Genomic DNA, 22210 nt, shown 5'->3' with positions numbered 1-22210 from the left:
TGTTTAAAAAGCTCTGAAGAACGGAGGAAATCATGTCGCTGATGCACCGGGCAAGCCGCGTTCTGCCTGCGGGCGGCTGGAGCGGGGCCGCCGATCACATCGCGCTGGATTACGAGGCGCGGTTTTTGCGGCGCAAGCGTCTGGTCGCGGCCTCGGGTGCCGAATTTCTGGTCGATCTGCCCGAGGTGACGAACCTGCGCGGTGGCGAGGCTTTCGCGCTGGACGACGGGCGGCTGATCGAGGTGCGCTGCGGGCTGGAGCCGGTGCTGGTCGTCACCGGCGATCTGACCCGGCTTGCCTGGCATATTGGCAACCGCCACACGCCCTGCCAGATCGAGCCCGACCGGCTTCTGATCCGCGACGATCACGTGCTGGAAACGATGCTGCGTGGCCTTGGCGCGCGGGTCGACAAGCGCATGGAACCGTTCCGCCCCGAAAGCGGCGCCTATGGCAGTGGCCGCACGATGGGGCATGACCACGGTCCCTTCCATGTCCACGCCTGATCTCGACCTGCTCGCCCTTGTGCAATGGCTGTCCCCGGCCTTTCCGACCGGGGCTTTCGCCTATAGCCACGGGCTGGAACAGGCGGTTGTCGCGGGGGAGGTCCGGACCGAGGCGGAGCTGGGCGATTGGCTTTCGGATATCCTGGAACACGGGGCGGGCTGGAACGATGCGGTGCTTCTGGCCTGCGGTCTGCGGGGCGCGGATCTGGCGGCGCTTTCCGATCTGGCGCGGGCCTTGGCGGGCACGGCCGAGCGGTTGCGGGAGACCGAGGAGCAGGGGGCGGCCTTTGCGCGGGCACGGGCGGAAATGACCGGAACTTGCACAAATCCGATGCCGCTGCCTTTGGCGGTGGCTGCTGCGGCCAAGGAAACAAGCTTACCGCCGGACCAGGTGATTGCCCTTTTCCAACATGCTTTCGCGTCCAATCTTGTCTCGGTCGGGGTCCGCTTCATCCCTTTGGGGCAGGCGGCGGGGCAACGGGTTCTGGCGGCGCTGCATCCGATCATCGCGCAGCTTGCCGCCCGCGCCGCCACCGCCACCCCCGCCGATCTGGCGCAATCCGCCTTTCGCGCCGAGATCGCCTCGGCCGCGCATGAAACGCTTGAGGTGAGGATTTTCAAGACATGACACACGGACCTTTGCGCGTCGGCATCGGCGGCCCGGTCGGCGCCGGCAAGACCACGCTGACCGAGCAGCTCTGCCGCGCACTTGCCCCCCGGCTCTCGATGGCGGTGGTGACGAATGACATCTACACCCGCGAGGATGCCGAGGCGCTGATGCGCGCGCAGGTGCTGCCCGCCGACCGCATCCGCGGCGTCGAGACCGGCGGCTGTCCGCATACGGCAATCCGCGAGGATGCCTCGATCAACCTTGCGGCGATTGCCGATCTGACGCGGGCCCACCCCGATCTTGCGCTGATCCTGATCGAGTCGGGCGGTGACAATCTGGCCGCCACTTTCAGCCCGGAACTGGCCGATCTGACAATCTATGTGATCGACACCGCGGCCGGGCAGGACATCCCGCGCAAGCGCGGCCCCGGGGTGACGCGATCGGACCTTCTGGTGGTGAACAAGACCGATCTGGCGCCGCATGTGGGGGTCGATCCGGTGCTGCTCGAGGCAGACACGCAACGTGCCCGCGGCGCGCGCCCCTATGTGATGGCGCAGCTGCGCCATGGCGTCGGCATCGGGGAGATCGTCGCTTTCCTGATCCGGGAAGGCGGTCTTGAACAAGCGGCCGATCTGGCCTGACACGCAAGATTCGCGCCAAACCCGTTTCCAAAACGCCCGGTTCTTGCGCAAAGACCGGGCGTTTGCCTTGCGCGCGCACAATTCCGCGTCTTGGTCCCTTTCCTGCTTGCGCCCCGCTTGCCGCATCGCGGCACGCCGGTTTTGCTGATCCCGCGGGCCCTGACCCGCCACCAGATCACAAACGGCCCGGCTTCGGGGCTGCAAGACAGGAACAGGGAAAGAGATGATTACTCGGCGCAATCTGCTGATGACCGCTGCGGCGGCCGGTGCCATGTCGATGACGGGGCGCATCGCCTTTGCCGCGGGCGACACGATCAAGGTTGGGGTGCTGCATTCGCTGTCCGGCACGATGGCGATTTCGGAAACGACGCTGAAGGACACGGTCCTGATGCTGATCGAGGCGCAGAACAGGAAGGGCGGGGTGCTGGGCAAGCAGCTGGAGGCGGTCGTGGTCGATCCGGCCTCCGACTGGCCGCTTTTCGCGGAAAAGGCGCGCGAGCTGCTGACGGTGGACAAGGTCGATGTGATGTTCGGCTGCTGGACCTCGGTTTCGCGCAAATCGGTGCTGCCGGTGATCGAGGAGCTGAACGGGCTTCTGTTCTACCCGGTGCAATACGAGGGCGAGGAAAGTTCGAAGAACGTCTTTTACACCGGGGCGGCACCGAACCAGCAGGCGATCCCGGCGACGGAGTATTTCCTCAACGAGTTGGGGGTGCAGAAATTCGCGCTTCTGGGCACCGATTACGTCTATCCGCGCACCACGAACAACATTCTGGAAGCCTATCTGAAATCGAAGGGCATCCCGGCCGAGGATATTTTCGTCAACTACACGCCCTTTGGGCAGTCGGACTGGTCGAAGATCGTCGCCGACGTCAAGGCGCTTGGCGCCGATGGCAAGAAGGTCGGCGTGATCTCGACGATCAACGGCGATGCGAATATCGGGTTCTACAAGGAGCTGGCGGCTTCGGGGATCACCGCCGATGACATTCCGGTGGTCGCCTTTTCGGTCGGTGAGGAGGAGCTTTCGGGCCTTGGCGCTGGCGATCTGAAGAACCTGGTCGGTCAGCTGGCGGCCTGGAACTATTTCCAAAGCGCCGACACGCCGGAAAACAAGGCCTTCATCGAGGCCTGGCACAAGTTCATCGGCAATGACAACCGCACCACGAACGACCCGATGGAGGCCACCTATATCGGCTTCAACATGTGGGTGAATGCGGTCACGGCGGCGGGCTCGACCGAGGTGGACAAGGTCAGTGCCGCGATGATCGGGCAGAAATTCCCGAACCTGACCGGGACGATGTCGGAAATGCTGCCCAACCACCATCTGACAAAGCCGGTGCTGATCGGCGAGATCAAGGAAGACGGTCAGTTCGACATCATCAGCCAGACCGAGCCGGTGCCGGGCGATGCCTGGACCGATTTCCTGCCCGAATCCGCCGTGCTGACCTCGGACTGGAAGGATCTGAACTGCGGTATGTACAACACCGAAACGAAGACCTGCGTGCAGCTGAAATCGAACTACTGAGCTGATTTCAAATGAAAACCGAGGGGGCAGGACGCCCCCTCCCGCAGCCCGGATTTTCCCATGCGCAGCCTTTTTCTGGCGCTGGCGGCAAGCCTTGTGCTGGCCCTGCCTGTCGCCGCCCAAGACGCCGCCCCGCCCGTTTCCGCAGCCACCGTCCAGACCGGCCTTGCCGCCGTCATTGCGCAAAATGCCGCCGCCATTGCCAAGCCGTCGCGCCAGAGCATCGGCCCGGTGATTGCCGCGCTGGGGCATGCGGGGCCGGGGGCGCCCGCGTTCCTGCAGGCCTGGGCCGAGAAGAAACTGGGCGCGCGCAAGGCGGATGGCGCGATCTTCCGGGTGACGAAAACGGCGAACGGCTACGCGCTCGCTGATCCCGTCACCGGCGCCGACCGGGGCATGGCGGCGAAAGCGGAGATTGCCGAGATCAAGCCCAATGCCGGGGTCCGCGGCCTGATTGCCGCGGCGCTCATTCAGTTTCAACTGTCCGCTCCCGATCCGAAGCAGCGCCTGGCCGCGTTGACGACGCTTGCCCGCGACGGCGCAGCCGAGCATCTGGCGCCCTTGGCCGCCTCGCTCGACACTGAAACCGACCCGGCGATCAAGGCGCAAAAGGAACGGCTGCTGGCTCTGCTGACGATCCGCTTCGGCGCCACCCCCGCCGCCCGCATCGCCGCGATCGAAAGCTTCGGCGCCGATCTCGGTCTCGATTTCCGCGCCGCCCTGAACCCGATCCTTGCCACCTCGCGCCAGGTCTTCGACGCCGCACCCACGGGAAATGTCGCCGCGCTCCTGACCCCCGGAACGCCCGGTTTCCCCGAGGCAGAGGCCTATGATCTGCTGGTGTCGCAAGGGCTTGCGCCCAAACGCCTGACCCCGGCCGATCTGCGCGCGGCGCTTGAATCCCATCTCGAAAACGGCGCGGCTGGCGGCGTTCCCGTGGCAGAGCTTGGCGATCCGACGAAACGCGAAACCGCCTATGCGGCGCTGGAAGCCGCGGGCCGGGTGCCCGCCGGTGCCACCCCGGCCGAGGTGAGAGCCGCCCTTGCCGCGCATCGCTTTGCCGACATCTACGCCGAACCCGACCCCGCCGTGACCACGGCGGCAAAAACGGCGCTGCAATCGGTCTCGCTCAAGGTTTCCGCGATGCGGGGCGCGGATCTGACGCTTGATGCGCTCTCGCTCGCCTCGATCTATTTCCTGGCCGCCATCGGCCTTGCGATCACCTTCGGGGTGATGCGGGTGATCAACATGGCGCATGGCGAATTCATCACCATGGGCGCCTATACCGGCTATGTGGTGCAGCACGTCATCACCGACGACACGATCTCGATTGTGGTCGCGCTGCCCTTGGCCTTTACCGTCACCTTCGCCGCCGGTGTGGCGATGGAGCGGCTGGTGATCCGCCATCTCGCACGCCGCCCGCTGGAAACGCTGCTCGCCACCTTCGGGATCTCGATCGCGCTGCAGCAGCTTTTCAAGAACATCTTCGGCACCCAGGCCCGGCCGCTGACCGCGCCCGAATGGCTCGACGGCGCCCTTGTGCTCAACGACATCGTCGCGATCAGCTATATCCGCATCGCCATCTTCATCCTGGCGCTGGCCTTCCTTGGCCTTTTCCTTCTGGTGATGAAACGCACCCGGCTGGGGCTCGAGGTCCGCGCGGTGACGCAGAACCCGTCCATGGCGGCTTCGATGGGGATCAACCCCGACCGCATCACCATGCTGACCTTCGGCCTTGGCTCGGGCATCGCCGGGATCGCGGGCGTTGCCATCGGGCTTTTCGCCAAGGTCACCTCGGAACTTGGCGCCGATTACATCGTGCAAAGCTTCATGACCGTGGTCGTCGGCGGCGTCGGCAATATCTGGGGCACGCTGGCGGGCGCCACCCTTGTCGGCGGGCTGCAAAAGGGGATCGAGGCGCTCAACCCCGCCAACACCCTTGCCGCCCAGACCTGGATGATCCTGTTCATCATCATCTTCATCCAGTTCCGCCCGCGCGGCATCATCGCGCTGCGCGGCCGCGCCGCCGGAGATTGAGCCGATGCCCCCCGCCGCCCTTTCATCTTGCCCCAAATACCTCGCGGGGGTCCGGGGGCGCGAAGCCCCCGGCGCCGCCAGATCCCGGAGACCCCGATGACACAGCCGATGACACAAGGGTTCCTTGTCAAAAACCCCTCGGTTCTGATTTTCCTCAGCCTTCTTGCGCTCTTCACGCTGACGGTCACGGTGCTGTCGAATGCCTACGGGCTTGATCTCGTCTCGACCTCGATGGTGAAGACGCTCGGCAAGACGCTGTGTCTGTGCCTGATCGCCCTCGCCATGGATCTGGTCTGGGGCTACATGGGAATCCTGTCGCTTGGCCATTTCGCCTTTTTCGGGCTGGGCGGTTACATGATCGGCATGTGGCTGATGGTGGCGCGCAGCCGCGAGATCGTGCTGGCCTCGGCCCATGGTCTGCCAATGACCCCGCAAGAGATGAGTGACGCCATCGCGGCGCAGATCTTCGGCGTCGTCGGCGCCTCGGAACTCCCGGCGATCTGGGCCTTGGCGGGATCGCTTCCGGCGCAGCTGGCGCTTGTCGTGATCGTCCCCGGGCTTCTGGCGCTGGGCTTTGGCTGGCTCGCCTTCCGCTCCCGCGTCACCGGGGTCTATCTCTCGATCCTGACCCAAGCGATGACCCTCGCCTTGGCGCTTTACCTGTTCCAGAACGACAGCGGCTTGCGCGGCAACAACGGCCTGTCGGGGCTGCAGAACATCCCGGGCCTTGACTGGGCCGGGCAGGACCGGCTCTCGGTCTGGTTCCTCTGGGCCTCCGCGCTTGCGCTCGGCCTTGGCTATCTCGCCTGCGCCTTCATCGTTTCGGGCAAGTTCGGCTCGGTGATGCGTGCGATCCGCGACGACGAGGCCCGGGTGCGTTTCCTTGGCTACCCGGTCGAGGGCTACAAGCTCTTCGTCTTCACCCTGACCGCGCTGATCGCCGCCGTGGCCGGGGCGCTTTACTACCCGCAAGCCGGGATCATCAACCCGGCCGAGGTGGCGCCGATCGCCTCGATCTATCTCGCCGTCTGGGTGGCGATCGGGGGGCGGGGCCGCCTTTGGGGCGCGGTGATTGGCGCCGCTTTCGTCTCGCTGGTCTCGACCTGGTTCACCGGGGGCCGCGCGCCGGATCTGCCGCTTGGCTTTTACACGGTGAAATGGGTCGATTGGTGGCAGGTGCTGCTCGGTCTCTCCTTCGTCCTTGTCACGCTTTTCGCGCCAAAGGGGCTGTCGGGCCTCGTCGATCTGCTGGCCGGTCTGCGCCCGCCCCGCCGCGGCGGCGCGCCCATGGGCCCGAATGACGGCGCGTTCATGGAACGGGAGGCAAGCCAATGAGCGAACTGCTTGAAGTCTCGGGTATTTCCGTCACCTTCGACGGATTCCGGGCGATCAACAACCTCAGTTTCTCCATCGGCCCGGCCGAGCTGCGCGCGGTGATCGGCCCGAATGGCGCGGGCAAAACCACCTTCATGGACATCGTCACCGGCAAGACCCGCCCCGACGAGGGCCGGGTGCTGTGGGGGGAACGCTCGATTGACCTTCTGAAACTCGACGAGGCGCAGATCGCCCGGCAAGGCGTGGGCCGCAAGTTCCAGCGCCCGACGGTCTTCGAGGATCAGACCGTGGCGGAAAACCTGATGATGGCGCTGAAGGCGCCGCGCAGCCCTTGGCGGGTGCTGGTCTGGACGCCGAAAGCTGCCGATCATGCGCGGGTCGCGGCGCTGGCGGCGCAGGTGGGTCTTGGGGAAGCGCTGTCGCGCAAATCCGGGGAATTGTCGCACGGACAGAAGCAATGGCTGGAGATCGGCATGCTCTTGGCGCAGGAACCGCGGCTGCTCTTGGTCGATGAACCGGCGGCGGGGATGACGCTGGCCGAACGCGAGCAGACCACCGCGCTGCTCGTTGAGCTGGCGAAGACCCATGCCGTCGTGGTGGTCGAGCATGACATGGAGTTCGTGCGCCGACTGAATTGCAAGGTCACCGTGCTGCATGAAGGCGCGGTTCTGGCCGAAGGCTCGCTCGATCACGTGACCGCGAACCGGCAGGTCATCGACGTTTATCTGGGGCGCTGAAGATGTTGAAAACCGAAGGACTTACGCTGCATTACGGCGGTTCGCAGATCCTCTATGGCGTCGATATCGCGGCGCGGGCGGGCGAGGTGACCTGCATCATGGGCACGAACGGGGTCGGCAAGACCTCGCTTTTGAAGGCGATTGCGGGCACGCATCCGCGCTCGGGCGGGGGGATCACGCTCGACGGGCAGGCGGTCGGCCGCGTGCCGCCGCAGGCGATGGCGCGGCGCGGTCTTGCCTATGTGCCGCAGGGTCGGATGATCTTTCCGCTGCTGACGGTGCGGGAAAACATGGAAACCGCCTTTGCCGTGCTGCCGCGGGCCGAGCGTTTCATCCCCGACGAGATTTACGAGCTGTTTCCGATCCTGAAAGACTTCCTGAACCGCCGCGGCGGTGATCTTTCGGGCGGTCAGCAGCAGCAACTCGCCATCGCGCGGGCGATGCTGATGAAGCCGAAACTGCTGCTGCTCGATGAACCGACCGAGGGGATCCAGCCCAACATCATCGCCCAGATCGGCCGGGTGATCAAATATCTGCGCGATACCAAGGGGATGGCGATCGTGCTGGTCGAACAATATTTCGACTTCGCGCATGATCTGGGCGACCGCTTCTATGTGCTCAAGCGCGGCGCGGTGGCGATGGAGGGCACGAAGGACAGCCTGTCCCGAGAAACCTTGCGCGCCGTGGTCAGCGTCTGAGCAAGGGGGCGCTGCCCCCTCGGCTTCGCCTCACCCCCGGGATATTTGGGGCAAGATAAACCCCATCCTTTCACCTTGCCGCAAATATCCCGGGGGGTGAATTGGCCGAAGGCCAAGAGGGGAGCAGCGCCCCCCTTTTCGGGGTGGGCCGCAGGGCCGCACCCCGTCAGCGCATCCCCAAGCCCGCCCGCATCAGGGTCTTGCGGACCGGCTTGAACGCATAAAGCGCGCCCAGCGCCGCGGCGCGCAGATCGCGCAGCGGCCGCGGCTCCACCATCGAGGCGCGGTTGAGGAAATCGATCCCGACCTCGCGCGCCTTCACCTCGGGCCAGCGGCGGCGGTTGTAGCGCGCCAGCATCGCCGCCCCGCCCAGATGCGCCGGGTCTTTTTCGGCCAGTTCCAGCAGGCAGCGCAGATCGGCGAGGCTCATGTTCAGCCCCTGCGCGCCAATCGGCGGGATCACATGCGCGGCTTCCGCGATCAGCGCCACACGCTCGGCCGAGAAGCGGCAGGCGATCTGCGTGATCATCGGCCAGAGCGCGCGGCGGGTGACCAGCGTCAGCGGCCCCAGAACCCCGGTCGAGCGCTCGGTCATCTCGCGCTCGAACTCTGCCACCGGCAGCGCCGCCAGCCGTTCCGCCTCGGGGCCGCGCTCCATCCAGACGATCGCGGAAGAGGGTTTGCCGTCGCGGTCGGGCAGGGGGACCAGCGTGAAGGGGCCGCCCGAGCGGTGCACCTCGGTCGAGACATTGCCATGCGGGCTGGGATGGGTGACCGCGCAGACCAGCGCCTTTTGCCCGTAATGCGTTGTTTTCGTGCCGATCCCGGCGGCCTCACGGACAAAGGAATTGCGCCCGTCGGCGCCGATCACCAGCTTCGCCGTGACCAGTGTGCCATCCGAAAGTCGCACCTCGGCGCCGCTTTCGCGGCTCAAAAGCCCCACCGTCGCCACGCCGGGGCGGAAATCGACAAGCGGGATTTCCGCCAGACGCGCGACCATTTCCCGGCGCAGAAGCCAGTTCGGGAAGTTCCAGCCGAAAGGCTCGTCGGAAAGGTCGGCAGCGTCGAAATCGCGCACGATCCGCGCCTCGGGCCGGGCGCCGCCCGCGTCGATGATCCGCATCACCTGCAGCGGGGCCGCATGCGGTGCCAGCCGCGCCCAAAGCCCGGCGCGGTCCAGCACCGCGCGCGAGGGATGCAGGAAGGCGGTGGTGCGCATGTCGGCACCGGCGTCGGTTTCCGCGGTCACCGGCGGTTCGGGATCGACACAGATCGTGGTGAACCCGGCGGCGCCGAAAGCGGCAGCGGCGGTCAATCCGGCGACACCGCCGCCGGAAATCAGGATGTCGGTCGACAGGCGCGGCGGTGCGGCGGTCTCGGTCATGGCACTCTCCCTGAGCTTTGGGCTCAAGATGGCGCAACCGCGACCGGTTTCAACCGCCTTCGGCCAATTTGGCCGCACGCGGCCCGTCAGTTGCGGGCGCTGACCGCCATCGTCACCATCACCACGGCGGTCAGGCCGACGCCGCAGGTGATCAGCCCGCCAAGGCCGCCGATCAGATAGGAGGCGACGATCACCGCAAAGATCGCAATGGCGATCAGATACAGGGTGAGGGCGGCGGCGGTGTCATTCGAAGGTCGTGTGGTGCTCATCTTGGTTCCTTTCGCCGGGGAGGGGCGGTTGCGAGTCGGACCCAAGGAAAATCTGCGCAATGCAAGCAAAAAACGAGCCAGCAAAAGGTCGCTGAGACAAAAGGCCCGGGCTGCGACCCGGGCCTTGGTGCGGTACGCGGTGGAGGGGCTCAGCCGCCCGCAGTCATCACGACAAGAAGCGCCAGCATGAACCAGGTGGCGCCGACGCCGCACAGGATCAGCCCGCCAAGGCCCATGGTGGCCACGGCCGCCACGACAATCCCGATCACCACCGCCGCGATCAGATACATCGCAAGGGTATAGTCCTTTTTTTCGGCGTGGCCGTGATCGGAACCCGAGAAAGCGCCGGCGGCGGTCGTCATGGTCATGCTGCTGTCTCCCAGAGCCATCCCCCGGGACGGCCAAATCTGCATGCGCTTGTATACGGATGCAGGGATTCGCGTCAAGTTGTCGCGCGTCAGAAGGTTAGAATTATTTTAACCGTGACTGTCCCCGGCAGCGCGTCAGTGATGGCGGGGCGCGCGCAGGCTGCGCAGGAACCGCGTCAGGTCGGCGGTATGGTGCTGGATATGGGGGGCGGGGGCGGGATGCTCTGCCACATGTATGGTGCGCATGCCAAGCTGATGCGGCACCGCGAGGTTGCGCGGATCATCCTCGAACATTGCGGCGCGGGCCGGATCGACCCCGGCGCGGCCAAAGACGGTGGCAAAGGCACGGGCGGCGGGTTTGGGGTGATACTCGGCATGTTCGACCCCGAAAATGCCGTCGAAAAGCCCGTCAAGCCCGCGCGCCGCCAGCACCTTTTGCGCATAGGGGGCGGAGCCGTTGGTGAAGACGATCTTCTGCCCCGGCAGATCGGCGATGGCCGCGCGCAGGTCGGGATCGGGCGTCAGCGCCGAGAAATCGATGTCATGCACCTCGTGCAGATAGGGCGTCGGATCGACGCCATGCACCTGCATCAGCCCGGCCAGCGTGGTGCCATGGCTGCGCCAGTATTGATCGCGCAGCCGGTCGGCCTCGGCGGCGTCAACGCCGAGCGCGCGCATGACATAGGCGGTCATCCGGGTTTCGATCTGATCGAAGAGCCGCGCCGAGGACGGATAAAGCGTGTGATCGAGGTCGAAGACCCAGTGGCAGACGTGGGAAAAGGCAGAGGCGGGCATGATCTCACCAGGAAGCGTCGGGCAGCTAGGGCAAAGCATCGGATTTGCAACTGTGGCGGCTTGTCACGGCGCAAGGCTGCGCCTAATCTGCCCCCCGCTCCGAGTCCGCATACTGCGGCATACAATGGGAGCGCGGAATTGGAAAGGTCGGGATTTCGATGCAGAAGGACGCCTATACGCTCATTCTCGAAGCGATCGATGCCGGGCTTTACCGGCCGGGGGACCGGCTGGTCGAATCAGAGCTGGCGGAACGCTTCGGGGTGTCGCGCACGCCGGTGCGCGAGGCGATGCAGCGGCTGGAAACCCAGGCGATGCTGGCGCGCGACGGCCGCTCGCTGATTGTCGCCTCGCTCGATCACAACCAGCTGGCCGAGCTTTACGCGGTGCGGGCGGAACTTGAGGCGCTGGCGGCGCGGCTGGCGGCGAAACATGCCGCGCCCGAGGAAATCCGGGTGCTGCAGGAGATGATCGATCTTGATCGCGCCAGCCAGGACGATCCGATCGCGCTGGCCCGGGCGAACAAGCGCTTTCACCGGCAGCTGCATCTGGCCTCGCACAACCGCTATCTGGTGCAGCAGCTTGACCTTGTGCATCGCTCGATGGCGCTTTTGGCGACGACCTCGCTGGCGGCCGAGGGGCGGGGGGAAAAGGCGCTCGACGAGCATCAGGCGATTGTCGATGCGATCGGCGCGGGCGATGCCGAGGCGGCGGCGGCGGCGCTGCGGCACCATATTTCGCAGGCTTTCGAGACCCGGCTGAAGCTGGATGCCGAGGCGCGCACCGAACATCCCTGAGCCGGTTCAGTCGATCTGCGGCGCCAGCGGCGTGCGCGGCGGCGGGCCGGGCGGGGGCGTCTCCGGGTCCGGGCGCAGCGCCGGGGCGGACATATGGTGCAGCCCGTCAAAGACGCCATGCACGGTCTTGTCCCAGTAAAAAGGCCGGGTGATCACCTCGTAGATCGCCTTCCAGCCCGCCAGCGCGCCCAGCGGAAAATACAGGTTCAGCGTCGGCACCCAGGGGATCAGATGGCGGTGATCCTTGCCCCGCACCGCCCAGGCGCCGACGGTGATGTTCACGATCTCGGTCAGCACGAAGGTGAAGAGCAGCAGGTTTTCCAGCCTTTCCGACATCAGCGCCTCGACCGGATGCCAGACCCCGAACAGGATCAGCCAGCAGCTCCACAAAAGCGGCGCCAGCAGATATTGCGACAGCGCGCCAAGGATCAGGATCTGCACGCCGAAGAACCGCTTCGGCCCGAGGTCGCGCCAGAGCCGCGCCGGATCGCGCATATGCACCGCCCAGGTCATCGCATAGCCCTTGAGCCAGCGCGAGCGCTGCTTGACCCAGGGGAGGGGGCGGCAATTGGCCTCCTCATGCGTCACCGCCGGGATCAGCTCGGTCCGGTAGCCCGCCCGCGCCAGACGGATGCCCAGATCGGCGTCTTCGGTGACGTTGTGCGCGTCCCAGCCGCCCAGCTCCTCCAGCGGGCCGCGGCGGAAGAACAGCGTTGTCCCCCCCAGCGGCACCACAAGGCCCAGCCGCGCAAGGCCCGGCAGCATGGCGCGGAACCAGGCCGCATATTCGATGGTGAAACAGCGGGCGAGCCAGTTCGTGCGCGGGTTGTAGTAATCCAGAATGCCTTGCAGGCAGGCGACCTCGGGCGGGCTTTCGGCGAAGCGGCGGGCGACGATATGCAGCTGCTCGGGCTCGGGCATGTCCTCGGCGTCATAGACCCCGATCACCGTGCCGCGGCAAAAGGTCAGCGCATAGTTCAGCGCCCGCGGCTTGGTCTGGATCGGCCCCGCGGGCACGGTGACGACGCGCATCCAGCGCGGCAGCTTTGCCCCCGACAGCGCCTCGCGCGTGGTCAGGTCGGTCTGTTCGACGACCAGCAGAATATCGAGCAACTCGCGCGGCCAGGTCAGCCGCGACAGCCGCGCGACCAGCCGCGTGGCGATGTCGCGTTCCTTGTAAAGCGGCACCATGATGGAGATCATCGGCAGCCGCTGCATCAGCGCGGGGCGCAGCGCCCGCCTTGCGGCGGTGGCGCGGTCGCGGCGCTGCGCCGTCATCTCGGCGATCCAGGCCGCCAGCTTGAGCCCCATCGTGGCGTAAAGCGTGACCATCGCCCAGAAGAACAGCACCGCAAAGACCGCGACCGGGGCGAGGACCAGCCCTGCGACCGAGACGGCGGTGACCGCAAGCACCAGCCGCGCCGCCAGTTTCTCGTTGTGGTTGCGGCAGGAGCGGTCGGGGTCGACCTTGACCTCGGCGCGGCGGATCAGGGCGGTCTGGCGCCGCGCCAGCAGCGCCCCGTGCACGTCGCGCTCGGGTGCCAGCGCCATCCGGTAGGGGCCGTAGTCGGGCGGCAGGTCGGCGGCAAGGCGGGTGAACTGCTCGGGCCGGGCGGTGGCGATCAGGGTGACGCCGCCGATCCGCCGCCAGGGCACCATCGCCTCCTTCAGGCAGAGTTCCGGCCCGAACGTGTCGATCAGCCGCGGGTCGGGCGGTTCGGCCAGAAGGTCGATCACCGCGGCGTCGGATTGTTTTGCCAGAGCTGCCATCAGATCGGCCTCGGTCACCCAGCCCTGCGTCAGAAGGATGTCGCCCAGCCGCGCGTCCTGGCGTTTGCGCAGCGCCACGGCCTTGAGCAGATCGCCCGGCTGCACCGCGCCCATCTCGAGCAGGATCTGCCCCAGAGGCCGACGATCCGGCTGCGGTCGCTGTGGCCGCCCGACCGTCACCTGCTCCGCCGTCTCCTGATCCTCCGCCGCCTCGGGGCCGCTGTCCTGCCGGGGCGATGCGCCGGGCCGGGCGGCTTTCGGCCAGGGGGCCTCCGCCGTGATGCGCCTTGTCTTGTGGTGACTGGAGTTGCGCATTTCGCCCCCTGGTTGAGTTCGGGGGTGAGGTTTGGCTTTTTTGGTTAATCTTGGGTTAACCAAAATGCCTTTCGAAGCGGATTCCAGGAGTCATTTTTTCGGCCGCCCGAGGGCGGCCGGAACACAGCGCGAACGTCTGTGGATAACTTGTCTCAGGCGGCGCGGCGGGCGGCCATGGCGGCGGCGAAGCGCTCGAACAGATACAGGCTGTCCTGCGGCCCCGGGCTGGCTTCGGGGTGATATTGCACCGAAAAGACGGGGCGATTCTCGACCGCGATGCCGCAGTTCGAGCCGTCAAACAGGCTGACATGCGTTTCGGTCACGCCCTTGGGCAGGGTCTGGGCATCGACGGCAAAGCCGTGGTTCATCGAGGTGATCTCGACCTTGCCGGTGGTGAGATCCTTGACCGGATGGTTCGCGCCGTGGTGGCCGTGGTTCATCTTGATCGTCTTCGCGCCCAGCGCCAGCGCCAGCATCTGATGGCCAAGGCAGATGCCGAAAAGCGGCAGATCGGTTTTCAGCACGCCCTGGATCATCGGCACCGCATAGGTGCCGGTGGCCGCCGGATCCCCCGGGCCGTTCGAGAGGAACACGCCCTCGGGGTTCAGCGCCAGAACCTCTTCGGCGGTGGCGCTGGCGGGCAGAACCGTCACGTCACAGCCCGCCGAGGCGAGGCAGCGCAGGATGTTGCGTTTCGCGCCATAATCGATGGCGACGACCTTGAAGCCGGGACCCTCGCGGCGGGTGTAGCCCTCGGGCCAGGCCCAGCGCTGTTCGTTCCAGCTGTAGCTTTGCGCGCAGGTGACCTCTTTCGCCAGATCAAGCCCGACAAGCCCTTTCCAGTCGCGGGCCTTTTTCACCAGCGCCTCGATGTCGAAGACGCCCTCGGGGTTGTGGGCGATCGCCACATGGGGCGCGCCCTGCTGCCGGATCGCCCGGGTCAGGCGCCGGGTGTCGATGCCGCCGACGCCGATCCGGCCACGCCGTTCCAGCCAGCCGACCAGATTTTCCGCTGCCCGCCAGTTCGACGGCTCGGTCGGGTCCCATTTCACCACCAGTCCGGCGGCGACGGGATCGGCGGTCTCGTCATCCTCGGGGGTGACGCCGACATTGCCGACATGGGGGAAGGTGAAGGTGACGACCTGCCCGGCATAGGAGGGGTCGGTCATGATTTCCTGATAGCCGGTCATCGCGGTGTTGAAGACCAGCTCGGCGACGGTTTCGCCGGTGGCGCCGAAGCCGCGGCCGTAGAAGAGTTGTCCGTCTGCGGTGGCGATGAGCGCGGTGGGTTTTTCCGACGACTGGGGGCTCATGGGCATGGCGCGACTCTCCGGGGCAAAATTCGGCCGAACCTACGGGGAGGGGCGGGTTTGGTCAAGGCCTGCGGGGCGGAATAAGATCGTCAGGAAAATCATATGCTTGGCATCTGATCGGGTGGGGAAGGGGGGCGCTGCCCCCCGTCTTTCGGCCCCCCCCCCCCCCCGGGGGATATCTGCGCCAAGGGGAAAGGGCGGTCGGGCCTAGGCCGTGACCGGGGTGCAAAGCTCGACCAGCGTGCCTTCGGGGCTGCGGACGTAAGCGGTGGTCTGGCCCCAGTCCATCCGCTCGACCCCCTGCACCAGGCTGGCGCCCGCGGCCAGCGCCCGGGCCAGGGCGGCGGCGACATCTTCGGTTTCGAAGGCCAGTTCGAAAGAGGGCAGGGCGGGGGGCGTGGTGGCCACCTGTTTGCCGATCTGCTCCATCAGCGAAACCGCGGTAAAGCAGAGCTTCGTTTCGCCGGTGACCATTTCGCCGAACGTGCCGCTTTCATGCAGGAAGCCGCGCGCAAGCCCGAAGGCTTCGGCATAGAAATCCATCGTGGCGGCGACATCGGGGACATAAAGGATGACATAGCGCAGCTGCATCGGGATCCTCCGGTTGATCCGGGCAGGATACGCCCCTTTGCTGCTTTCGCCAAAGGAAAAGGCCCGGTCGGGGGCCGACCGGGCCGGTTCCGCCGTTGCGGAAGGCTTATTTCACGACCGAGGCCAGATAGGCCGCAACGTCTTCACCGCCCTTGGCGAGTTTGAACGCCATGCCCGACTTGGCTTTCTTGTCGTCAAGCTTTTCCTTCAGGAAGGCGCCCGGGTCTTTCACATAGGTCGCGATGTCTTCCTCGGTCCAGGCGAAGCCCGAGGCGCCGAGCGCGACGATCGAGTCCTTGTATTTGAACTCCGGGTAGGTGCCGGCGGTGCGGCCGACGACGCCGTAGAGGTTCGGGCCGGTCTTCGCGCCTTTCACGATCTCGGTCCCGTCGGGCGCGATGATCGAGTGGCAGGTCTTGCACTTGTTGAATTCTTTCTCGCCCTTCGCGGCGTCGCCCGCGAAAGCGGGGGCGGCGAGCACGAGCGCGGCGAGCGTGGCGGCAGTGAGGCTGATCTTCATCGCTGTATCCTTGGTCTGTTTGCTTGCCCGGTCTCGAGCCGGGGCCAAGGGGCAGATTCCTTACCCGGTTCACGCTTTACCACAAGGCAAAAGGTCGCGCATATCCCTTTGTTTCAATTCCATGACCTGCGGGGCAAGATTTCGGATGCAAAGTGAATGCCAGATGAAATGCGCCCGCTGCGGTGCCCTTTTCCGGGCGGCGGGGCGGCCGTCGGGACAGCGGTTGCGGGGGCGTCGCGGGGGCGGCTCAGCCGCCGCAGCGCGGGGTGAAATCGGTCGCGAACCGGGTCCGCAGCGCCAGGTCGAGATCGGCCATCGTCACCGGCAGGCCCAGATCGACGAGCGAGGTCACGCCATGCTCGCGGATGCCGCAGGGCACGATGCCGGAGAAATGGCTCAGATCCGGGTCGACATTGATCGACAGGCCGTGAAAGCTGATCCAGCGCCGCAGCTTCACCCCGATCGCGGCGATCTTGTCCTCGCGCGGCGAGCCGTCGGGCAGCGGCGGCTTCTCGGGGCGCGCGACCCAGACCCCGACGCGGCCCGGCCGGATCTCGCCCTTGACGTTGAACTCGGCCAGCGCGCCGATCACCCAATGTTCCAGCGCCTGCACGAAGCAGCGCACGTCGCGGCCGCGCTTGTTCAGATCCAGCATCACATAGACGACGCGCTGCCCGGGGCCGTGGTAGGTATACTGCCCGCCGCGCCCGGCCGCATAGACCGGGAAGCGGTCCGGGTCGGTCAGGTCGGCGGCCCGTGCCGAGGTGCCCGCGGTGTAAAGCGGCGGATGTTCGAGCAGCCAGATCGCCTCGCCGGCGGTTCCGGCCGCGATCGCAGCCGCCCGCGCCTCCATGAAGGCCAGCGCCTCGGGATAGGGCACAAGACGGTCCGAGGTGATCCATTCGGGCATCGGCAATTCTCCTGTCCTGTCGGGTTAAACCAACAAAAACCTTGCCTCAAGGATGATTCGGGCGAAGAGTTGAGCAAGGTTGACCAAAGGTGATCAACCGTGATCCGCCCCGTGGGAGCGGGCTGCAGGGCGCGTCTGTCTGGTCCCGTTTCGGAGGGAGTCATGAAAAGTCGTCTTGTTTCCGGTCTGCTCGCCCTTGGGGTCGGGCTCAACACCGGCGCTCCGGCCTTTGCCGACGGGGGCGACGTGATTGGCGGTCTGATCGTCGGGGGGCTTTTGGGGGCGGCCATCGCCAATGATCAGAACCAGCGCCGTGCCGCGCCGGTGCATCGCTCCACCGCGCACAAGCCCGCGATGTCGGCCGCGCAGCGCGAGCAGAACCGCGAAGTGCAGACCGCGCTGAACTATTTCGGCTATCCGGTGGGCACGCCCGACGGGGCGATCGGCCCGAAATCGCGCGCGGCGATCTCACAATATCAGGTGTTGCTGGGCTTTCCCGCCACCGGCCAGCTGACCGAGATGGAGCGCCAGATCCTGGTCACCGGCTATAACCGCGCGATGATCGGCGGGCCGCAGGTGCAACAGGTCCTCGCCACCAGCCCGCAGGGCGTCCGCGGCATGCTGCTGGCGCAGCGCGATCAGATGCTGGGCACCGCGACCGCGGGGGGCGCGCTTGCGGCCATGCCGGGCGGCTCGATCGGCGGGTTGCCGCCCGAAGTCTCCTTGGCCGTGCAGGAAATTGCCCGCAACGCCAATGTCGATCCGACGCTGCTGATGCAGCGCGCCGGTTTCGTGACGATGACCGATCTGAATAAGGACGGGCGCACCGATTACATGCTGGATACCTCGGTCTCGGGGTCGGGCTTCTGGTGCAACGGCCCGGCCTGCACGGTGCAGGTCTTCGCCTCGACGCCGCAGGGCTATCAGCGCAACGATTTCCAGCTCGCCGGGGCGACACCTGCGATGTTTGCCTGCACCCATGGCACCTGCGAGGTGAAGCCGGGCGGCGCCCCTTCGACGAGCGCCGCGCAGCCGGTCGTGCCCGCGCCCGTGCCGTCTTTGCCCGCGCTGCCCGCGCCGGTGCCGGTGGCGCAGCCGGCCGCGCCTGCGCCCGCGCCGGCCCTGCCGAATTTCGCCGCCGCGATGACGCCGCCGAAGCTGACGATGGCCAGCTATTGCAGCGCTGTGGCCGCGAAATCCGGGGCGAATGGCGCGCCGCAGAGCGTGGCCGCGATGAGCGATCCGGCGCAGGCGCTGGGCGAGCAGTTCTGCGCCGTCTCGGCCTCGGCCAAGGCGGATGGGGCGGCGCTGGCGGCGCAGATCCCGGGCTTCACCCCGGCGCAGATCGCCGATCAGTGCAAGGGCTTTGCCGCCGCGCTCAAGGATCAGGTGGCGAAGGTTGCCAGCACGCCCCGCGATGACATGGTGGCGGGGATGCAGGGCTGGCTGAAAACCGCGGCCATGCCCGAGGCGCAGCTGGCGGCCACCGCCAGGGTCTGTCTGGGGGTCGGCTATGACCAGGGAGATGCCGAAATGGCGCTGGCCTCGGCGCTGGTGCTGACGGGCACCGGCAATATGGTCTATGCCGAGATGATCGGCCACCATCTGGTCTCGGGCGTCGGCATTGCGGCGCAGCCCGGTCTGGCGCTGGACTGGTATGATGTCGCGCAGACGGCGCTGGCGGCGGGCCAGACCCCGGTGTTCCTGCCCGAACAGACCGACCGGGCGGCGCTGATCGAAAAGGCCGCGCTGGCGATCAATGGCCGGGCCGAGGCCTTGCCGGTGCTGCCGGTGCCGGTTCTGACGCCCGCTCCGGCCGCGCCGGGGGCGACGGTCGCGACGAAATCGGCTTCGGCGGGGGGGCTTGCGGGCTTTGCCGGGGCGGCGGCGTCGCTGGTCTCGACCGGGGCGGCGATGCTGCCCGCGAAAGGCGCTGCCACGGCGGCGCCCTGACGGGGCAAGCCCCGGAAAACAGGGCCGAAAGGGGCGCGCTTGCGCGCCTTTTTTCGGGCGCGGCGCAAGAGTTTTTGAAAAACCCGCAAATTGGGGCTTTTCATTCCCCGCAGGCTCGGCTAAATCGCCCCTCACCAAGCCAGAACATGCGGTTGTGGCGGAATTGGTAGACGCGCAGCGTTGAGGTCGCTGTGGGGTAACTCCCGTGAAAGTTCGAGTCTTTTCAACCGCACCACTGGCCGGATGGCCGCAAGCCCGGGGCACCACCCCGGGCTTCGTCGTTTCCGGCCCGGCGGCCAGACCCTGACCCCGGCCCGGGTTTTTCATCAGCGTTAAGCCCGTATTGGGAAATTTGCGTCACCTTTACCCAAAGTCCCGGCAGCGCCGGGGAGGATGAGGCGCGCGGAAGATGACGACCTGGACTGTTCAGGGATTTTATGGCGCCCAGGTCCAGGTTGTCGGCGGTGGCGCGACGTTCGGCCCGGGGTCGCAGTTCAGGGTCGATCCCGCCTGGGATTATTCGACCTCGCGGCGGACATTCGTTTTCACCGATGACGACTCCTCCCTGTCCGGCGACAGCAATTACATGGCCGACGAATACGGCAACGACACGAACCAGTTCGTCGCGGTCTATGACGCGGGCGGTGCGCTGCTCTCTTCCGGGCGGGTCTATGCCGAATGGGCTGCGGCCTTTACCGACCCGTCGGGCATTGTGGTGCAGATGTTCACGCTGGAGATCGGCGGCACGATCATCGGCAACGTGACGACACGGCCGCTGACGCCGGGTGTGACCTATCAGGTCTCGGCCCTCAACGACGGGATCAGCGGCGCCGACGTGTCCAACGGGCCGATCTACGACTCGCTGGCCTCGATGAGCTTCGACCCCGATCTGGTCAATGTGATCCATGGCGGCGCCTACAACGACAGCATCGCGGCCGGGGCGGGTGATGACGTGATCGCCAGCGAGGGCGGGGCCGACACGATCGATGGTGGCGCGGGCAATGATTCGATCACCTTCGGCACCGGCGGCGACTGCGTGCGGGGGGGCCTCGGGAATGATCTGATCGACGATTATGCCAATTCGACCGGATATGTCTGGAATGACACGCTGTTTGGCGATGCGGGCAATGACATGATCTTTGCCGGAGCGGGCAATGATCTGGTGGATGGCGGCGCCGACAACGATTCGATTCAGGGCGAGGACGGAAATGACACGCTGCTGGGGGGGGCCGGGCTCGACACGATTCAGGGCGGCACCGGGGATGACAGCCTCGACGGTGGCACCGGCGCCGACACGCTGTCGGGCGGCGAGGGCAATGACACGATCCGGGGCGGCGACGGCGCCGATCGGCTGGCGGGCAACAGCGGCAACGATCTGATCTATGGCGATGCCGATGCCGACCGGATCTATCTTGAAACCAACTGGGGCAGCGACACCGTCTTTGGCGGCGCGACCGCCACCGCGGGCGGCCTCGATTTCGACGTGCTCGATTTCAGCCAGGACACGCAGGGCGGGGTGCAGGTCATCTTCACCGGCGCCGAGGCTGGCACCGCCACCCAGGGCAGCAATTCCGTCAGCTTCGACAATATCGAGGGGATTTACGGCACCGGCTTTGCCGACAACGTGAGCGCGGCTGGCACCACCTCGGGGGTGGTGATCGACGGGGCCGGGGGCAATGACAACCTGGTTGGCGGCTCGGGCGCGGATATGCTGTCGGGCGGGGCCGGCGACGACACGCTGTCGGGCGGGGAGGGCAATGACACGCTCTCGGGCGGGACCGGCGGCAACGAGCTTTTCGGCGAGGGCGGGTCCGACACGTTCCTGTTTTCCCACGGCGATGGCAGCGGGATGATCTTTGGCGGCGAAAGCGGCTCCGATGTCGATGTCTTGCAGCTTTCAGGTCCGGGGGCGCAGATCACCTGGCTGGACTGGGGGGCGGCTTCGGCGACCTATACGGGCGATACCGCCTCGATGTATTTCACCGAGATCGAGCGGGTCAACGGGACTGATGCCGGCGATGCTTTCGACGCCACCCTGGCGCTGACAGAGGTCACGCTCGATGGTGGCGGAGGCGCCGACACGATCCTCGGCTCGGCCTTTGGCGACAGCCTGCTGGGCGGCGCGGGGAACGACCGGCTCACCGGCGCCGCGGGCAATGACAGTCTGGTCACCGGGCTTGGCGCCGACACGATCGTGATGGCGGATGGGGCGGGCAGCGATGTCATCACCGATTTCAACCTTTCGCTGAACGGGGGGCTGACCACCGACCAGCTCGATGTCTCGGGGCTGCACGATGGCACCCGCGCGCCGGTCACGGTGCGGGATGTGACGGTCGGCGATGACGGGCTGGGCAATGCGCGGCTGATCTTCCCGGATGGCACCTCGGTTACGCTTGCGGGGGTCGCCCCCGCCACGGTGCGGGCGCCCGGGATGCTGCATGCGATGGGCGTGCCCTGTCTGGTCGCGGGCAGCCGCGTCGCCACGCCGCGCGGTCCGGTCCCGGTCGAGGATCTGCGCCCGGGCGATCTGGTCACGGTGCGCGATGGCCCGCCGCTGCCGGTGCTCTGGATCGGCACGCGCCGGGTCGATGCGGCAGAGCTGGCCGCCGATCCGCAGCTGCGCCCGGTCGAGATCGGGGCCGGGCGGCTTGGCAATACCGCGCCGGTGCAGCTTTCGGCGCTGCATGGCATCGCGGTGCCGGGCGGCTTTCTGGCGCGGGCGGGGCATCTGGCGGCAACGGGCTGGGGCGGCGCGCGGGTGCGCCATGGCCGGTCGCGGGCGCCGGGCGGGGTGCTTTATCTGCATCTGCTGCTGCCCCGGCATGCGCTGCTCTCGGTCGAGGGGCTCTGGGTAGAGAGTTTCTGGCCCGGCCCGGTGGGACTCGCCGCCCTTGATCTGGCGGCGAAAGCGACCCTGATTCGGGCCCTTCCGGCCCTGGCCGGGGTGGTCTGGGCCGGGGAGCCTGTCCAAAAAGCCTATGGCCCCCCCGCGGGCAGGTTTTTGCAGCGCCGCCAAATTGATCGGGCGCTCTGCGCGAACTGGTCGCACATCAGCCGTGATCTGACGCATTCTGACGGTTTTGTGACCGAAGCGGCGGCACCTGACGCTGCGTTCACGCGAATGGGAAATCACGGTTGAAAT

At 66.7% G+C, this 22210-nt stretch carries 20 protein-coding genes and 1 tRNA gene; 12 read left to right on the top strand and 9 right to left on the bottom strand.

The window, feature by feature from the left end; all coding sequences use genetic code 11:
* Positions 1–32 precede the first annotated feature (32 nt).
* The 8 genes from AC4PTB_RS11120 (at position 33) to urtE (ending at position 8086) form a co-directional block, all read left to right on the top strand.
* A complete protein-coding gene (locus tag AC4PTB_RS11120; protein ID WP_492190017.1) occupies positions 33–503 on the top strand; it encodes an urease accessory protein UreE in 471 nt (156 codons plus the stop codon).
* Entirely contained in the window at positions 490–1131 is a 642-nt protein-coding gene (locus tag AC4PTB_RS11115; protein ID WP_492190016.1) for an urease accessory protein UreF, read from the top strand. Before AC4PTB_RS11120 ends, AC4PTB_RS11115 begins: the two co-directional genes overlap by 14 nt.
* Positions 1128–1754 carry an urease accessory protein UreG gene (gene ureG / locus AC4PTB_RS11110; protein WP_492190015.1) on the top strand — a complete coding sequence of 209 codons (627 nt, stop codon included), beginning with the start codon at positions 1128–1130 and terminating at the stop codon, positions 1752–1754. Before AC4PTB_RS11115 ends, ureG begins: the two co-directional genes overlap by 4 nt.
* Before the next feature lie 247 nt (positions 1755–2001).
* Positions 2002–3279 (top strand): urea ABC transporter substrate-binding protein, encoded by a 1278-nt coding sequence (urtA, locus tag AC4PTB_RS11105; RefSeq protein WP_492190014.1) that lies wholly within the window; start codon positions 2002–2004, stop codon positions 3277–3279.
* A gap of 60 nt (positions 3280–3339) precedes the next feature.
* A complete protein-coding gene (gene urtB / locus AC4PTB_RS11100) occupies positions 3340–5316 on the top strand; it encodes an urea ABC transporter permease subunit UrtB (protein ID WP_492190013.1) in 1977 nt (658 codons plus the stop codon).
* 108 nt (positions 5317–5424) lie between these two features.
* Complete coding sequence (gene urtC / locus AC4PTB_RS11095; RefSeq protein ID WP_492190012.1) at positions 5425–6651, top strand: urea ABC transporter permease subunit UrtC; 1227 nt, start codon at positions 5425–5427, stop codon at positions 6649–6651.
* Positions 6648–7388, top strand: a complete 741-nt coding sequence (gene urtD, locus AC4PTB_RS11090) for an urea ABC transporter ATP-binding protein UrtD (RefSeq protein WP_492190011.1) — start codon at positions 6648–6650, stop codon at positions 7386–7388. Before urtC ends, urtD begins: the two co-directional genes overlap by 4 nt.
* 2 nt (positions 7389–7390) lie before the next feature.
* Complete coding sequence (urtE, locus tag AC4PTB_RS11085; RefSeq protein WP_492190010.1) at positions 7391–8086, top strand: urea ABC transporter ATP-binding subunit UrtE; 696 nt, start codon at positions 7391–7393, stop codon at positions 8084–8086.
* A gap of 166 nt (positions 8087–8252) precedes the next feature.
* On the opposite strand, the gene AC4PTB_RS11080 is transcribed toward urtE, so the two are convergent.
* The 4 genes from AC4PTB_RS11080 to AC4PTB_RS11065 all read right to left on the bottom strand — a co-directional run bounded on the left by AC4PTB_RS11080 (position 8253) and on the right by AC4PTB_RS11065 (position 10902).
* Positions 8253–9470: a UbiH/UbiF family hydroxylase gene (locus tag AC4PTB_RS11080; RefSeq protein ID WP_492190009.1), complete on the bottom strand. Its 1218-nt coding sequence runs from the start codon at positions 9468–9470 to the stop codon at positions 8253–8255.
* Positions 9471–9556: 86 nt separating this feature from the next.
* A complete protein-coding gene (locus AC4PTB_RS11075) occupies positions 9557–9739 on the bottom strand; it encodes a hypothetical protein (protein ID WP_492190008.1) in 183 nt (60 codons plus the stop codon).
* A 149-nt stretch (positions 9740–9888) separates the two neighbouring features.
* The gene (locus AC4PTB_RS11070; protein ID WP_492190007.1) at positions 9889–10107 is read right to left on the bottom strand and encodes a hypothetical protein; all 219 of its coding nucleotides are present in this window, start codon (positions 10105–10107) and stop codon (positions 9889–9891) included.
* A 135-nt stretch (positions 10108–10242) separates the two neighbouring features.
* Entirely contained in the window at positions 10243–10902 is a 660-nt protein-coding gene (locus AC4PTB_RS11065) for a pyrimidine 5'-nucleotidase (protein WP_492190006.1), read from the bottom strand.
* Positions 10903–11060: 158 nt separating this feature from the next.
* Between AC4PTB_RS11065 and AC4PTB_RS11060 the strand changes: the two genes are divergently transcribed.
* A complete protein-coding gene (locus tag AC4PTB_RS11060; RefSeq protein ID WP_492190005.1) occupies positions 11061–11696 on the top strand; it encodes a GntR family transcriptional regulator in 636 nt (211 codons plus the stop codon).
* A 6-nt stretch (positions 11697–11702) separates the two neighbouring features.
* Here AC4PTB_RS11060 and AC4PTB_RS11055 read toward each other — a convergent pair whose 3' ends face one another.
* The 5 genes from AC4PTB_RS11055 to lipB form a co-directional block, all read right to left on the bottom strand.
* Entirely contained in the window at positions 11703–13781 is a 2079-nt protein-coding gene (locus AC4PTB_RS11055; RefSeq protein ID WP_492190004.1) for a glycosyltransferase family 2 protein, read from the bottom strand.
* Positions 13782–13933: 152 nt separating this feature from the next.
* On the bottom strand, positions 13934–15100 hold the full coding sequence (gene carA / locus AC4PTB_RS11050) for a glutamine-hydrolyzing carbamoyl-phosphate synthase small subunit (protein WP_492190003.1): 1167 nt from the start codon (positions 15098–15100) through the stop codon (positions 13934–13936).
* Between the two features lie 201 nt (positions 15101–15301).
* The gene (locus AC4PTB_RS11045) at positions 15302–15685 is read right to left on the bottom strand and encodes a VOC family protein (protein ID WP_492190002.1); all 384 of its coding nucleotides are present in this window, start codon (positions 15683–15685) and stop codon (positions 15302–15304) included.
* Between the two features lie 106 nt (positions 15686–15791).
* Complete coding sequence (locus AC4PTB_RS11040) at positions 15792–16205, bottom strand: c-type cytochrome (protein ID WP_492190001.1); 414 nt, start codon at positions 16203–16205, stop codon at positions 15792–15794.
* Between the two features lie 247 nt (positions 16206–16452).
* Positions 16453–17115 carry a lipoyl(octanoyl) transferase LipB gene (lipB, locus tag AC4PTB_RS11035; RefSeq protein ID WP_492190000.1) on the bottom strand — a complete coding sequence of 221 codons (663 nt, stop codon included), beginning with the start codon at positions 17113–17115 and terminating at the stop codon, positions 16453–16455.
* 162 nt (positions 17116–17277) lie between these two features.
* Between lipB and AC4PTB_RS11030 the strand changes: the two genes are divergently transcribed.
* The 3 genes from AC4PTB_RS11030 (at position 17278) to AC4PTB_RS11020 (ending at position 22207) form a co-directional block, all read left to right on the top strand.
* On the top strand, positions 17278–19068 hold the full coding sequence (locus AC4PTB_RS11030) for a peptidoglycan-binding domain-containing protein (protein ID WP_492189999.1): 1791 nt from the start codon (positions 17278–17280) through the stop codon (positions 19066–19068).
* Positions 19069–19216: 148 nt separating this feature from the next.
* Positions 19217–19303 (top strand) — tRNA-Leu (locus AC4PTB_RS11025).
* Positions 19304–19477: 174 nt separating this feature from the next.
* A complete protein-coding gene (locus AC4PTB_RS11020) occupies positions 19478–22207 on the top strand; it encodes a Hint domain-containing protein (RefSeq protein WP_492189998.1) in 2730 nt (909 codons plus the stop codon).
* The last annotated feature ends 3 nt before the right edge of the window (positions 22208–22210 follow it).

Source organism: Rhodobacter sp. 4.3.4 (assembly GCF_058724655.1).
Note: the sequence above shows the minus strand (reverse complement) of the source record. Positions and strands in the feature narration are given on the sequence as shown.

Excerpts from the sequence above, each read along its gene's own strand:
- AC4PTB_RS11070 (WP_492190007.1), bottom strand. The coding sequence starts at position 10,107 with ATGACCATGACGACCGCCGCCGGCGCTTTCTCGGGTTCCGATCACGGC.
- AC4PTB_RS11055 (WP_492190004.1), bottom strand. The coding sequence starts at position 13,781 with ATGCGCAACTCCAGTCACCACAAGACAAGGCGCATCACGGCGGAGGCC.
- AC4PTB_RS11065 (WP_492190006.1), bottom strand. The coding sequence starts at position 10,902 with ATGCCCGCCTCTGCCTTTTCCCACGTCTGCCACTGGGTCTTCGACCTC.
- AC4PTB_RS11020 (WP_492189998.1), top strand. The coding sequence starts at position 19,478 with ATGACGACCTGGACTGTTCAGGGATTTTATGGCGCCCAGGTCCAGGTT.
- AC4PTB_RS11045 (WP_492190002.1), bottom strand. The coding sequence starts at position 15,685 with ATGCAGCTGCGCTATGTCATCCTTTATGTCCCCGATGTCGCCGCCACG.
- AC4PTB_RS11040 (WP_492190001.1), bottom strand. The coding sequence starts at position 16,205 with ATGAAGATCAGCCTCACTGCCGCCACGCTCGCCGCGCTCGTGCTCGCC.
- AC4PTB_RS11060 (WP_492190005.1), top strand. The coding sequence starts at position 11,061 with ATGCAGAAGGACGCCTATACGCTCATTCTCGAAGCGATCGATGCCGGG.
- AC4PTB_RS11075 (WP_492190008.1), bottom strand. The coding sequence starts at position 9,739 with ATGAGCACCACACGACCTTCGAATGACACCGCCGCCGCCCTCACCCTG.
- urtB (WP_492190013.1), top strand. The coding sequence starts at position 3,340 with ATGCGCAGCCTTTTTCTGGCGCTGGCGGCAAGCCTTGTGCTGGCCCTG.
- urtC (WP_492190012.1), top strand. The coding sequence starts at position 5,425 with ATGACACAAGGGTTCCTTGTCAAAAACCCCTCGGTTCTGATTTTCCTC.
- carA (WP_492190003.1), bottom strand. The coding sequence starts at position 15,100 with ATGCCCATGAGCCCCCAGTCGTCGGAAAAACCCACCGCGCTCATCGCC.
- ureG (WP_492190015.1), top strand. The coding sequence starts at position 1,128 with ATGACACACGGACCTTTGCGCGTCGGCATCGGCGGCCCGGTCGGCGCC.
- AC4PTB_RS11120 (WP_492190017.1), top strand. The coding sequence starts at position 33 with ATGTCGCTGATGCACCGGGCAAGCCGCGTTCTGCCTGCGGGCGGCTGG.
- urtA (WP_492190014.1), top strand. The coding sequence starts at position 2,002 with ATGACCGCTGCGGCGGCCGGTGCCATGTCGATGACGGGGCGCATCGCC.
- AC4PTB_RS11030 (WP_492189999.1), top strand. The coding sequence starts at position 17,278 with ATGAAAAGTCGTCTTGTTTCCGGTCTGCTCGCCCTTGGGGTCGGGCTC.
- AC4PTB_RS11115 (WP_492190016.1), top strand. The coding sequence starts at position 490 with ATGTCCACGCCTGATCTCGACCTGCTCGCCCTTGTGCAATGGCTGTCC.
- lipB (WP_492190000.1), bottom strand. The coding sequence starts at position 17,115 with ATGCCCGAATGGATCACCTCGGACCGTCTTGTGCCCTATCCCGAGGCG.
- urtE (WP_492190010.1), top strand. The coding sequence starts at position 7,391 with ATGTTGAAAACCGAAGGACTTACGCTGCATTACGGCGGTTCGCAGATC.
- AC4PTB_RS11080 (WP_492190009.1), bottom strand. The coding sequence starts at position 9,470 with ATGACCGAGACCGCCGCACCGCCGCGCCTGTCGACCGACATCCTGATT.
- urtD (WP_492190011.1), top strand. The coding sequence starts at position 6,648 with ATGAGCGAACTGCTTGAAGTCTCGGGTATTTCCGTCACCTTCGACGGA.